The 12269-nt window shown below is 63.2% G+C and carries 11 protein-coding genes and 1 pseudogene; 1 reads left to right on the forward strand and 11 read right to left on the reverse strand.

The genetic code is table 11. The features are described 5' to 3' along the window. Window positions 1-12: 12 nt before the first annotated feature. From fabZ to FJ424_RS08635, 10 genes and pseudogenes are all read right to left on the reverse strand, one after another. Window positions 13-474: a 3-hydroxyacyl-ACP dehydratase FabZ gene (gene fabZ, locus FJ424_RS08590; RefSeq protein WP_140642679.1), complete on the reverse strand. Its 462-nt coding sequence runs from the start codon at window positions 472-474 to the stop codon at window positions 13-15. Continuing rightward, entirely contained in the window at window positions 467-1522 is a 1056-nt protein-coding gene (gene lpxD / locus FJ424_RS08595; protein WP_140653102.1) for a UDP-3-O-(3-hydroxymyristoyl)glucosamine N-acyltransferase, read from the reverse strand. Before lpxD ends, fabZ begins: the two co-directional genes overlap by 8 nt. A 78-nt stretch (window positions 1523-1600) precedes the next feature. Beyond that, on the reverse strand, window positions 1601-3964 hold the full coding sequence (gene bamA, locus FJ424_RS08600; RefSeq protein WP_140642684.1) for an outer membrane protein assembly factor BamA: 2364 nt from the start codon (window positions 3962-3964) through the stop codon (window positions 1601-1603). 218 nt (window positions 3965-4182) lie between these two features. Beyond that, a complete protein-coding gene (gene rseP / locus FJ424_RS08605; RefSeq protein WP_140653100.1) occupies window positions 4183-5325 on the reverse strand; it encodes an RIP metalloprotease RseP in 1143 nt (380 codons plus the stop codon). Between the two features lie 104 nt (window positions 5326-5429). Next, window positions 5430-6245 carry a phosphatidate cytidylyltransferase gene (locus FJ424_RS08610; RefSeq protein ID WP_140653099.1) on the reverse strand — a complete coding sequence of 272 codons (816 nt, stop codon included), beginning with the start codon at window positions 6243-6245 and terminating at the stop codon, window positions 5430-5432. Between the two features lie 12 nt (window positions 6246-6257). Continuing rightward, complete coding sequence (locus tag FJ424_RS08615) at window positions 6258-6977, reverse strand: isoprenyl transferase (RefSeq protein ID WP_140653097.1); 720 nt, start codon at window positions 6975-6977, stop codon at window positions 6258-6260. A gap of 30 nt (window positions 6978-7007) precedes the next feature. Continuing rightward, the gene (gene frr, locus FJ424_RS08620) at window positions 7008-7562 is read right to left on the reverse strand and encodes a ribosome recycling factor (RefSeq protein WP_140642694.1); all 555 of its coding nucleotides are present in this window, start codon (window positions 7560-7562) and stop codon (window positions 7008-7010) included. Window positions 7563-7646: 84 nt separating this feature from the next. Continuing rightward, window positions 7647-8369: a UMP kinase gene (gene pyrH, locus FJ424_RS08625; RefSeq protein WP_095765617.1), complete on the reverse strand. Its 723-nt coding sequence runs from the start codon at window positions 8367-8369 to the stop codon at window positions 7647-7649. A gap of 182 nt (window positions 8370-8551) precedes the next feature. Continuing rightward, window positions 8552-9656 (reverse strand): annotated as a pseudogene (locus FJ424_RS08630) (aldo/keto reductase). A gap of 36 nt (window positions 9657-9692) precedes the next feature. Then, a complete protein-coding gene (locus tag FJ424_RS08635) occupies window positions 9693-10220 on the reverse strand; it encodes a nuclear transport factor 2 family protein (protein ID WP_140642698.1) in 528 nt (175 codons plus the stop codon). 114 nt (window positions 10221-10334) lie between these two features. On the opposite strand from FJ424_RS08635, the gene FJ424_RS08640 reads away from it, so the two are divergent. Next, window positions 10335-11261 carry a LysR family transcriptional regulator gene (locus FJ424_RS08640; RefSeq protein ID WP_140653096.1) on the forward strand — a complete coding sequence of 309 codons (927 nt, stop codon included), beginning with the start codon at window positions 10335-10337 and terminating at the stop codon, window positions 11259-11261. Window positions 11262-11315: 54 nt separating this feature from the next. On the opposite strand, the gene tsf is transcribed toward FJ424_RS08640, so the two are convergent. Next, window positions 11316-12236: a translation elongation factor Ts gene (tsf, locus tag FJ424_RS08645; protein ID WP_140653094.1), complete on the reverse strand. Its 921-nt coding sequence runs from the start codon at window positions 12234-12236 to the stop codon at window positions 11316-11318. Between the last annotated feature and the right edge of the window lie 33 nt (window positions 12237-12269).

Here is a 12269-nt window from a genome sequence, read left to right on the forward strand (position 1 = left end):
CATTTCGAACCGTCAGCCGGTAACCATCATGGCCGAAACCTCGGCTTCGGCGGCTTTCGCGCCGTCAACCATCGCCTCGCAGGCGAATTTCAGCAGGTTGCCGCGTTTCTTGATCTTTTTGACGTGGATCCTGAGCTGATCGCCCGGAACGACCGGCTTGCGGAATTTCGCGTTGTCGATGGTCATGAAATAAACCAGCGACGGCTTCTCGGTGTTGAGGCTGCGAATGCAGATCGCGCCCGCGGTCTGGGCCATGGCCTCGATGATGAGCACACCGGGCATGACCGGCTGCTGGGGGAAATGGCCCTGGAAATGCGGCTCGTTGATGGTCACGTTCTTGATGCCGACAGCGGACTCGTCGCCGTCTATGTCGACGATGCGATCGATCAGCAGGAATGGATAGCGATGCGGCAGGAGCTTCATAAGCCCCATGATGTCGACCGCGTCGAGTGTCGTTGCCACCATATCAGCCATTTCCGTCGCCTTGCTTGCGCGTCCTGGCCATCCTGCGCAGCATCGCTATCTCGCGCATGGCTTCCGCCATGGGCTGCGCCGGGTAACCTCCCCAGACCTCGCCTGCCGGCACGTTGTTCATGAATCCACTTCTCGCAGCAAGCTTGGCCCCTGGTCCGATGGTCAGATGATCGGCAAGGCCGACACCGCCGCCCATGGTGACGTTGTCGCCGACGACGACGGAACCGGAAATACCCGAAAGCCCGGCTATAATGCAATTGCGACCGATGCGAACATTGTGGGCGATCTGCACCAGATTGTCGATCTTGGTGCCTTGGCCGATGATGGTGTCGGACATGGCGCCGCGGTCGACGGTCGAATTGGAGCCGATCTCGACATCGTCCTGGATGATGACGCGGCCGATCTGCGGCACGCGTTCAGGTCCTTTGGCGCCGCCGACGAAGCCGAAACCGTCCTGGCCGATCCTGGCGCCGCCATGGATGATGACGCGGTTGCCGACAAGCGCGTATTGAATGCTGGCGCCGGGGCCGATGAAGCCGTCGCGGCCGATCTGGCAGGAACGGCCGACAACGGCGTGGGGCGCGACGACCGTGCCGCTGCCGATGGATACGCCAGGGCCGATCACGGCACCAGCCTCCACGATCGCTCCGTCCTCGACATGCGCGGATGGATCGATAAACGCATGCGCCGAGATGCCGGTTTCTCCGGTCATTGGCCCCGGAGTCGCGGCCTGCGGAAACAACAGGCGCCCGACCATCGCGAAAGCTTGCTGCGGACGCGGATGCATGAGCACCGCGATGCCCGGCGGCGCCTTGCTGGCAAAATCGGCAGGACACAGCACCGCGGCCGCCCTGAGCGACTGCATCAGGGCGAAATTGCGCTTGCCGTCGACAAAGACGAGCGCGCCATTGCCACCCTCGTTGGCCGGAGCCAGCGCCTCAATGGCAATTTCGGCCTGATCGGAATCGAGCAGGTTGGCGCCGGTCAGATTCGCGACCTCGCCAGCCGTATACCGGCGTGAAGGCGCGAAGAACACCGGATCGGTCATTCCAGAAGCTATATCCAGCTGGGTCGGATCGGTCCACTCCGGGCCGTCAGCCGGCCCGGAACCATCGCAACCACGAAATTAGAAGCGGGTGGCGATACCGAAGTTGAATTCCTGCACGTTGTCGGTCGACTCTTTCTTGACCGGAATCGCGTAGTCGATGCGGATCGGGCCGAACGGAGAGGCCCACATCAGGCCGACACCGACCGAGGCGCGCAGCTTCATGCCAGCCGAGTCTGTGTTAACGCCGACAAGGTTGTTGCCATAAAGCGTGGCCGCATCCGCAAAGACGGCGCCACGCAGACCGAAGCTCTCCGGAATTACTGGAAGCGGGAACTGGGCTTCTGCGGAGGCATTGAAATACGTCGTGCCGCCAAGATGGTCGCCGCTGCCGTCACCGGCAACCGGACCGATGCCGCCATACTCGAAGCCGCGGATCATGCGATCGTTGCTCTGGAAGAGATCGAAGATGCGAAGATCGCCACTGCCGTAGCCCGCGATGTAGCCTGCTCCGCCCGAAACAAGGCCGACGATATCAAGCTGCTCGGACAAGGTCTGGTAGACGCTTGCGCGTCCCGTAAGCTTGACCCACTTGGCGTCGCCACCCAAACCGGCAAACTCGGTTGTACCGGTGATATAAAGGCCCTCATGCGGGTTCTTCATATCGTCGATTGTGTTGTAGACCAGACCGAGGCTGACTGACGATTTGAGCCAAGGGCTTTCCGCAACACCATCCCGAATCGCCTGGGAGATGGTGCACTTGAGTGGGTCATAGATCCCATTGGTCGTGCAATCGTCCGCAAGCGAGTACTTCTCTTGCGAGATATTGTACGCCAGCTGCGTCGAAATGTTGTCGGTGATCGGCAGGCCGAACCGAACGGTCGCGCCGGTGGTGTCGGTATCGTAGTGATCATACTCGCGGGTCGACTTGTAGATGTCGAAGCCCGCCGCGATGCGCCGACCGAGGAAGTAGGGTTCGGTGAAGGAAAGGGCGAAGTCGCGCGAATTCTTGCCGCCGCCGGCCGACAGCTTGATGTACTGGCCGCGGCCGAGGAAGTTGCGCTCGGTGATCGAGCCTTCGATGGACGGGCCGGGCGTGTCGCCGCCGGTCGAATAGCCGGCGCCGACCGAGAACTCGCCGGTCGACTTCTCGACCACGGTGACCACGAGCACGACCTGGTCAGGGGCAGAGCCCGGAACCGTCGAAATGTCCACGGACTGGAAGTAATCAAGGTTTTCCAAGCGCTTCTTCGCGCGCTGGATGAGAACCTGGTTGAAGGCGTCGCCTTCGCTGACATCGAATTCGCGCCGGATGACATAGTCGCGCGTGCGGTCGTTGCCGCGGATTTCGATGCGCTCGACATAGGCCTTGGTGCCCTGGTCGATGGTGTAGACGACCGAAATGGTGTGGTTCTCGAAATTACGGTCACCGCGCGGCGTCACCTGGGCGAAGGCATAGCCCGAGCCCGCGACCTTCTCGGTCAAGGCGACGATCGAATCCTCGACGTCCTTGGCGTTGTAGACGTCGCCCTTGTGGGTCTCGACCGCGGATTCCAGCGACTTCGAGTCGACCTCGGGAATGGTGCTTTCCACGCTGACGTCGCCGAACGTATAGCGATCGCCTTCCTGCACGGTGATGGTGACCGTGTATTTGTTGGTGGTATCGTCGAGCTCGCCGACGGCCGAGACGACCTGGAAGTCGGCATAGCCGTGATTGTAGTAGAAGCGGCGCAGCAGCTCCTGGTCGGCGCGCAGCTTGTCCTCGTCATAGACGTCGTCGCGCAGCACGAAGGAGAGCCACGACGAGCGCTTGGTGTTGATGACGTCCGACAGGCGGCGGCTGGAATAGGCGTGATTGCCAACGAAATTGATCGCCGCGATCTGGGTGCGGCCGCCTTCGTTGATGTTGAAGACCACGTTCACGCGGTTGTCGCCGAGATCCATGATCTGTGTGGTCACCGCGGCGTCGTCGCGGCCGATGCGCTTGTAGGCGGCTTTGACCGACTCGACATCGGCATCGAGCGCCTGCTGCGAGAAGGTCGCGCGCGGCTTCAGCTGGATGGCGGCCTGGAGCGCGTTGTCCTTCAGCTTCTTGTTGCCCTGGAACAGGACCTGGTTGACGACCTTGTATTCCGAAACCTTGACGACCAGGCTCGAACCGACCTGGTTGATCTGAACGTCCGAGAACAGACCGGTGCCGAACAGCGCCTTGACGGCGTCGTCGATATCGGAGCTGGAGAAAGGCTTGCCCGGCTTGATCGAAATGTAATTGCGGATGGTTTCCGCATCGACCCGCTGGTTGCCGCTGACCTCGACACGCGAAATGACCGCGGCCTCGGCCACCGACGTGGCGGCGAACTGCACTGCGAGCGCGCCTGGTACGACCAGAGCGGCGGACAAAGCCGCCGCGGAAGCGGCGCTCAGAAACTTGGATGCTGCCTTCATCGGGCTTTTGTACCTTTTTCTCGTAGTCCCCACGGCGAGAAAACCGGACGTGCGGTATTTTCCCTTACCGTATTAACCGGATTTTCCCTACACGCAAGGCTCCCGGTTAATTTGTATTTACTTAACCGTACCGCGTGGCTTTCGCGTCACGCATATCCCCACGCATGGTAAACGGCATCTCAATATGACCGGGGCTGAAGCCAAATTTCTTCATGATTTCAGCACCCAAACAGATCGTTCCAAAACACGAAGCCCATGAAGCCGAGCACCAGGAACAGCCCGGCCCGGTAGGCCATCTCCATCATTCGCTCCGAAACGGGCCGCCGTATGATGGCCTCCACGCCGTAGAACAAGAGGTGGCCGCCGTCGAGAGGGGGAATCGGCAGGAGATTGAGAAATCCTATCCCGACTGACAGAAATGCAACAAGCTGCACCAGCCACTCGAAGCCGAGCTTGGCTGCCTGACCCGACATCTTCGCGATCTTGATCGGACCGCCCAGCTGGCATTTGTCCTCGCGTCCAAGCGCAAAACGTTGCAGGAACTGGCCGGTGCGCTCGATCACATGCCCGGTTTCCTCCACCGCCGCCACCACGGCGCCGGCCGGCGTATAGGAGATCAGGCGCGGCTGGCCGAGCTCGGCGTTGTTGACGACGCCGATAACCGCGACCTTGATCTTGTTGCCCAGCGCATCCTGCTGCTCCATGGGCTCCGGCGTGGCCGTAACGTCGATTTCCTTGCCGTCGCGCAGCATGGTGAAGGCGATGGCGTCGCCCGCCCGGCCCGAAACCAGCCGCTGCACGTCGGCGAAGGTCTCCACCTTGCTGCCGTCGACTTTGACGAATCGGTCGCCTGGCTGGATTCCAGCCTTTTCCGCTGGACTGCCCTTGGTGACTTCGGCGACTGTCGGCTCCAGGACCGGACGGCCATAGAGCGAAAACAGCACCGCGAACACGGCGATCGTCAGCAGGAAATTGAACAGCGGCCCCGCAACGACGGTTGCGGCGCGCTTCCAGATGGGTTGCGTGTGGAAGGCGACCTCGCGCTCGGCTTCCGTCAGCGATTCGAGCTCTTCCGTGCTCGGCTGGCTCGATGTCGCGTTCATGTCGCCGACGAATTTGACGTAGCCGCCAAGCGGAATGGCGCAGAGCTTCCAGCGCGTGCCGCGGCGGTCGTAGAAACCGAAGATCTCAGGGCCGAAGCCGATGGAAAAAGCCTTCACGCCGATGCCGCACCAGCGGCCGATCAGATAGTGGCCCATCTCATGGACGAACACGACCACGGTCAGCACGAACAGGAACGGCACCAGCGTGCCAAGGACGAAGCCTTGTGTGCTGAACACCGCGTGAAAGATGTCGTTCAAGTCATGCCCTCAAATTCGCCCGCACGCGACACTCCGCCGCGACTGTGGCATCAATCCGGGCGAATCCGTGGCGCGCGCCATTTTTCGCCCTACTGCTGCGTCGTTCAGTTCGGAAACAGCCCCAGTGCCGGATGCTCGGCGCCCGCCGCGATCCAGCCCAAGACGTACAGCGCGAACGCGGCCGCGACAAGCCCGTCCACCCTGTCCATGACGCCGCCATGGCCGGGAATGAGATTGCTGGAATCCTTGGCGCCGTGCCGGCGCTTGACCCATGATTCGAACAGATCGCCGATCTGCGAAACAATCGAAAGCGCCAGGGCGACGAGGCCAAGCTGGACGAGATTGCCGGCCCCGGCCGCAACCGCCAGCAGCAAGCCGGCGACAACGCCGCCGGCCGCGCCGCCCAGCGCGCCGCTCTGCGTCTTGCCGGGCGAGATCGACGGCGCGAGCTTCGGGCCGCCGACCGCGCGGCCGACGAAATAGGCCGCAATGTCGGTCGCCCAGACCACGGCGAACAGGAAGAGAATCGCAATCAGTCCGGAATGATTGTCGTCACGGACATAGGCGAGCGAAAAGCCGGAAAGAGCCGCATAGGCCAGTCCAGGGGCTTCCCACGGCGCAGGCCCTCCCACGCGGGCGGCAATGGCCGCGACCGCCACAAGGATCGCCACAAGCAAGAGCAGCCACAAAGCCGGCACGCCGGCGATCAGCGCGCCGATGAAAACCAGAATCAGCGCTTCCGGCAGGAAGCCGAGAGCCGCCCCGCTCGCGGGACGCGCCATGCGCGTCCATTCATAGAAGATCAGCGCCGCTATTCCCGCGCAGAACAGCCGAAACGGCAATCCGCCGAGCCAGGTGAGCGCAAGCGTCAGCACCGCCATCACGATTGCCGAGATGACGCGCTGCTTGAGATTGCTCATGCGTTGCGGCGCCTAAAGCGCGACGTCGCGGGCGGCAAGCCCGCCGAAGCGTCGTTCTCGGCCGGCAAAGTCGCGCAAGGCGTCGGCCAGGTGCTCGCGGCTGAAGTCCGGCCAATAGCAAGGCAGGAAGATGAGCTCGCTATAGGCAGCCTGCCAGAGAAGGAAGTTCGACAGCCTGAGCTCGCCGCTGGTTCGGATCACCAGCTCGGGATCGGGAATGCCCTTTGTGTCGAGCGACGCGGCAAAACTTTCCGCCGTGATCGCGTCGCTCGCCATGTCGCCGCGCGCGACGGCATCCGCCAGCCTGCGCGCCGTGCGGACGATCTCGTCGCGGCCGCCATAGTTGAAGGCGATCACCAGCGTCAGCGATTCGTTGTCGGCGGTCAGCGATTCGGCCTCCTGCAACAGCCCTCTGATATCGGGCTGCAGCCCCTCTTTGTCGCCGATCACCCTCACCCGCACGCCGTTCTGGTGCAGTTCCGCGAGATCGCGGCGGATGAACAGCTTCAAAAGCCCCATGAGGTCGCTGACCTCGGATTTCGGCCGCGACCAGTTCTCCGAGGAAAAGGCGTAGACGGTCAGGTAGGATATGCCGAGCCCAGGCGCGGCGCGAACCGTCTTGCGCAGGGCCTCGACGCCGGCGCGGTGCCCGGCAAGGCGCGGCAGGCCGCGCGCCTTGGCCCAGCGTCCGTTTCCGTCCATGATGATGGCGACATGCGCGGGCGTTGCCATGGTCTCGCTTTCGGGCCGGAAAACCCGACCCTAAACCTGCATGATTTCAGCTTCCTTATCGGAAAGCAGGTGATCGATGGTGCTGATCGTCTCGTCCGTCAGCTTCTGCACCTGGTCGGAGCGCTTGCGCTGATCGTCCTCGCTGATGGTGCCGTCCTTCTCCGCCTTCTTGAGGAAATCCATGCCGTCGCGCCGCACATGTCGCGCCGCGACGCGGGCGTTCTCGGCATAGCCATGCGAAATCTTGACCAGTTCCTTGCGGCGCTGCTCGTTGAGCTCCGGCAGCGGAATCCTGAGATTGGTGCCGTCGACGATCGGGTTGAAGCCGAGATTGGCTTCGCGGATGGCGCGGTCGACGGCGCTGACCATCGATTTGTCCCAGACCGAGACCGAAATCATGCGCGGCTCCGGCACCGTCACATTGGCCACCTGGTTGATCGGCATCGTCGTGCCGTAGGCCTGGACCTGGACGGCATCGAGCAGGTTGCTGGACGCGCGGCCGGTGCGCAGCGAGGCCAGGTCGTGCTTGAAGGCGGCGATCGCCCCGTCCATGCGTCGCTTCAGGTCTTCGAACTCGCCACTCATGATCATCTCCTCGACCCGTTCGCCGGGTTCACTGCTTGTGCCGTCGTCCCGTCCGCGGTTCCGTCTGACGGATCCCGGCCTCGGTTATTTGTCCGCGACGACCGTGCAATGGCCGCCGCCCCTCAGAATATCGCCGAAACCACCTTTTTCGTGGATCGAATAGACGATTATCGGAATGTTGTTTTCACGCGCAAGTGCAATCGCGGCGGTATCCATGATCGCAAGCCCGCGTTTGATGACCTCCGCGTGGCTGATGCGGTCGAAACGGACCGCGTTCGGGTCCTTCTTGGGGTCAGCCGAATAGACCCCGTCGACTTGGGTGCCCTTGAACAGCGCATCGGCGCCGATCTCGGCGGCGCGAAGTGCCGCGGCCGAATCGGTGGTGAAGAACGGATTGCCGGTGCCGCCGGCGAAGATGACGACCTTGCCCTGGTTCATATAGGCGGTTGCCTGGCGCTGCGAAAAGCTCTCGCAAAGTTCCGGCATGGCGATCGCCGAAAGCACGACGGCGTCGACGCCGATCTTGTTGAGCGAGGTGCGCAGCGCCAGCGAATTGATGACGGTGGCGAGCATGCCCATGTGATCGCCGGTGACGCGGTCGCCGCCCTTCGAGGCCACGGCGACGCCGCGGAAGATGTTGCCGCCGCCAATGACGACGCCCACTTCGACGCCCAGCGCGCGCGCCTCGGCGATGTCGGCGGCGATGCGGTCGACCACGGAGACGTCGATGCCGAAATGCTGCTCGCCCATCAACGCTTCGCCGGAAGCTTTCAGCACGACACGTCGATAGAGGGGCTTCACCGTCATCTGGATCCTCGAATATCTCGGCGCGGCAATTTTGGAGGCAAAACCGCCCCCGCTTCATCCGGCGATGCTGTCATGACGGGTTGACCCGATACACGAAGGGCGCGGCGATGTCACGCCGCGCCCTCGTGCAAAATCCCAGGCTTTTTCGGTCAGTTGCTGCCTTTTGATCAGTTGCCGCCTCTTCAGTTGCTTGAGATGCTGACCGCCTCGCCTTCGATCATGACCGCGGGCGAATAACCGGCCGGCTTGTCGCCAGTCACGGCCCCGCCGGTCACTCGGACCTGGATTTCCGAGCCGAAATAGGAATGCGGGAACGGCGCGGGCGTGGCGCTGACCTTTTCCAGCCGCGCGCGAAGTTCTGCAGGAATCGAAAAGTCGAGCGCGCCGAGATTATCCTCGAGCTGCGCAAGCTTCGTCGCTCCGAGGATGACGGAAGCGATGCCCGGCTGCGTCGCCGCCCAGTTGAGCGCGACTTGAGCCATGCTGCGGCCGAGCTCGGCGGCCACCGTTTCGAGTTCGGCCACGATCGCCCAGTTGCGTTCGCTGAATTTCTGGAAACTCGGATGGGTGGTGTTGCGAAAACCGTCAAGCCGTCCGGCATTGCCCGCTTGTGTCGGACGGTATTTGCCGCTGAGCAGCCCGCTCGCCATTGGGCTCCATGATGCCGGCGCCGTGATGCATGGCGAAGGGCACGAATTCGCGTTCGATGTCGCGTTGCGCGAGCGAATATTCGAGCTGCAGGGCGCAGATCGGCTCATAGCCGCGCAGTTCGGCGATGGCCTGCGCCCGACCGGCATACCAGCCCGGCACGTTTGACAGGCCGATGTGGCGCACCTTGCCCGCACGCACCAGGTCGTCCAGCGTGCGCAGGACTTCCTCGGCCGGCGTCAGCCTGTCCCACACATGCAGGAGATAAAGGTCGATATACGCGGTCCCGAGCCGTTTCAGCGAGGCGTCCACGGCGCGCAAGATGTTCTTGCGGCCATTGCCACCTGCATTCGGATTGCCGGGATCCGAATTCATGGTGAATTTGGTGGCAATCACGGCCTTGTCGCGCAGGCCGCGCTCGGCGACGAACTCGCCGAGCCAGGTCTCGGCGGTGCCGCCTGTATAGAGGTCGGCCGTATCGAAGAAATTGCCGCCCGCCTCGACATAGGCGTCGAACATGGCGCGGGCAGTATCCTTGTCAGCGCCCCAGCCCAATTCGGTGCCGAAGGTCATCGTGCCCAGCGCCAGCCGGCTCACTCTCAGGCCGCTGTTGCCGAGCGTGTAATAGGTCATTGTCATGGACGTCTCTCCAATTCGGGTCCGATTGACGGCGCGTTAGGAGCCGGGGGTCGCCTTGACCCAAGGATTGCCGCGCTCATGCGTCATCCGGAACGTGAAACCGTCGACCTTCCAGCCGGTGCCGGAACGCGTCAGGTGGTGCTCGTAGGTGCCCCAGACTTCCCAGAGCGGGTCGCCATTGCCTTCCATCCGGTTCCAGGCATAACCGTTGGAGCGGACCGTCGCCGCACCGGCGTCGAAGGACACCTGATGGTTGGTGCGCAGATGCAGGCTGGTCTTGCTGCCTTTGAGGTTGCCCGCCCAGGCGCCGATCAGGTCGTCCGAGGCGATGTTGGCCGCAGGCTGTCCAGACAGAGTGCTGAAGTCTGCGGTCACTCGATCCGCAAAGTAGCTGCGGGCAAGCGTCCAGTCCTGCGCGTCGACGGCACGGTCGATGGCATCGGCAATGCGGATGACGGCGCGCTCATCGGCGAGCGCCCGCCAGTCGGACGGTTCTGCCCCGCCGGCGTCGATCGGGGCCAGCGCCATGCCTGCCGCGAAAGTGATGTGCCTCAACGCATTCATCTTTTTTCTCCCTTGTGCATCAGCCCGCCGCCGACATCTGGCGACAATGTGGACCGGCGCGCCAGCAACGATAAGATTGCATTGTTCGCATGGACCATGCGATATCGTTCATGAATGGATCGCGACCTGCTTAGCCATCTTCCGGTCATCGTCGCTGTCGCGCGACGCGGCGGCTTTGCGCTTGCCGCGGCCGAGCTCGGCATGAGCGCTTCGGCGGTGAGCCACGCGGTGCGGCTGGTGGAAGAGCGCATCGGCCAACCGCTGTTTGCGCGCACGACACGCAGCGTCTCGCTGACCGAGGCAGGCAAGGCGCTGGTGGAGACGGCGGCCCCCGCCCTGCAGGACATCGCCGAGCGGATGGACCGCATCCGCGGCGTGAAGGGAAGGCCGGCCGGCCTGCTCAGGATCAACGCCTCCAACATAGCGATCCCCCTGGCGGTGACGCCGGTGGTCGCGGCCATGGCCGAACGCTATCCCGACGTGACGGTCGAGATCGTTGCCGACCAGGGACTTATCGATATCGTCGGCGAAGGTTTCGACGCCGGCATCCGGTTGGGCGAGATGATCGCGCAGGACATGGTCACCGTCAGGATGACGCCCCCGTTCAAGGCCGTGATCGTCGCCTCTCCCGCCTATGTCGGCAAGCACGGCCGTCCACGCGACGTGGCCGATCTCGCCAATCACAACTGCGTCGGCTACCGGCTGGTCCGATCGGGCGCGCTTTACCGCTGGGATTTGAACGACAGCGGCAAGGATGTCGTCGTCGAAACGCGCGGCACGGCCGTCGTCACGGATTCGCTTGGCGCCATCGATCTGGCGCTGGCCGGCCTCGGGCTCGCCTACGTCTTCGAGCCGCTGGTGCGCGCCGACTTGGCGGCCGGCCGTCTCGTCCAGTTGCTGCCGCGGACGGCGATCGAGGAGCCCGGTCTTTTCCTTTACTTTCCGCGTCGCGCATCGATGGCACCGAAGCTCAGGGCCTTTATCGACACCGCACAAGAAATCGGCCGAGCATCCATGCGGACACCCGGCCGAGTTGCCTGAGCTCGTGAGCTCTTCACCTTAAGGGAAACGCCGGGCGCTCCCCTCGGATCGGAGCTATTTCTTGACCGCCGCCGCGACTTCCGCCGCGAAATCGGTCATTTCCTTCTCGATGCCTTCGCCCAGCGCGTAACGCAGATAGGCGGTGATCTTCGCCGGAGCGCCGATCTCCTTCTCGGCATCCTTCAACGCCTTCTCGACGGTGATGTCGGGATTGAGCACGAAGGCCTGCTTCAAAAGCACAACCTCTTCATAGAACTTGCGCAAGCGGCCCTCGACCATCTTCTCGATGATCGCTTCCGGCTTGCCCGACTGGCGCGCCTGATCGGAGAAGATCGCCTTCTCGCGCTCGACCAGCGCCGGGTCGACTTCCTCGGCGCTCAGCGCGACCGGGTTGCTGGCGGCGACATGCATCGCCACCTGGCGGGCGAAGGCGTTGGCCGCATGCTCGTTGCCGGTGGTCTCGATCGCGACCAGCACGCCGAGCTTGCCCAGCCCATCGGCAACCGCGTTGTGCACATAGGTCGCCACCGCGCCATGCGGCACGGTGAGCTTCGCCGAGCGGCGGAAATTGATGTTCTCGCCGATGGTGCCGACCGCGTCCTTGACGGTCTCGGTGACAGTCTTGTCGGAGCCCGGATACTTGGCCGCAGCAACCGCCTCGGTCGCACCATAGGCGAGCGCGACCTTCGCGACATTGCGGACCAGTTCCTGGAACTGCTCGTTGCGGGCGACGAAATCGGTCTCGGAATTGACTTCGACAACCGCGGCCTCACGCACGCCGGCATCGACGCCGATTAGGCCCTCGGCGGCGGTGCGCCCGGCCTTCTTGTCGGCCTTCGAGATACCCTTCTTGCGCAGCCAGTCGACGGCCGCTTCCATGTCGCCGTTGGTTTCGTTCAACGCCGCCTTGCAGTCCATCATGCCCGCGCCGGTCAAGTCGCGGAGTTCTTTGACCTGTGCAGCCGAAATCGTCATTGTCGCCTCTTTGTTTCAAATGCGCCGACGCAC

The organism is Mesorhizobium sp. B3-1-8 (genome assembly GCF_006439495.1).
Lineage (GTDB): Bacteria > Pseudomonadota > Alphaproteobacteria > Rhizobiales > Rhizobiaceae > Mesorhizobium.

What these genes read in the sequence shown, in the direction of transcription:
- fabZ (WP_140642679.1), bottom strand. Translation starts at nt 474, where the DNA reads ATGGCTGATATGGTGGCAACGACACTCGACGCGGTCGACATCATGGGG.
- lpxD (WP_140653102.1), bottom strand. Translation starts at nt 1,522, where the DNA reads ATGACCGATCCGGTGTTCTTCGCGCCTTCACGCCGGTATACGGCTGGC.
- bamA (WP_140642684.1), bottom strand. Translation starts at nt 3,964, where the DNA reads ATGAAGGCAGCATCCAAGTTTCTGAGCGCCGCTTCCGCGGCGGCTTTG.
- FJ424_RS08610 (WP_140653099.1), bottom strand. Translation starts at nt 6,245, where the DNA reads ATGAGCAATCTCAAGCAGCGCGTCATCTCGGCAATCGTGATGGCGGTG.
- FJ424_RS08615 (WP_140653097.1), bottom strand. Translation starts at nt 6,977, where the DNA reads ATGGCAACGCCCGCGCATGTCGCCATCATCATGGACGGAAACGGACGC.
- frr (WP_140642694.1), bottom strand. Translation starts at nt 7,562, where the DNA reads ATGAGTGGCGAGTTCGAAGACCTGAAGCGACGCATGGACGGGGCGATC.
- pyrH (WP_095765617.1), bottom strand. Translation starts at nt 8,369, where the DNA reads ATGACGGTGAAGCCCCTCTATCGACGTGTCGTGCTGAAAGCTTCCGGC.
- FJ424_RS08635 (WP_140642698.1), bottom strand. Translation starts at nt 10,220, where the DNA reads ATGAATGCGTTGAGGCACATCACTTTCGCGGCAGGCATGGCGCTGGCC.
- FJ424_RS08640 (WP_140653096.1), top strand. Translation starts at nt 10,335, where the DNA reads ATGGATCGCGACCTGCTTAGCCATCTTCCGGTCATCGTCGCTGTCGCG.
- tsf (WP_140653094.1), bottom strand. Translation starts at nt 12,236, where the DNA reads ATGACGATTTCGGCTGCACAGGTCAAAGAACTCCGCGACTTGACCGGC.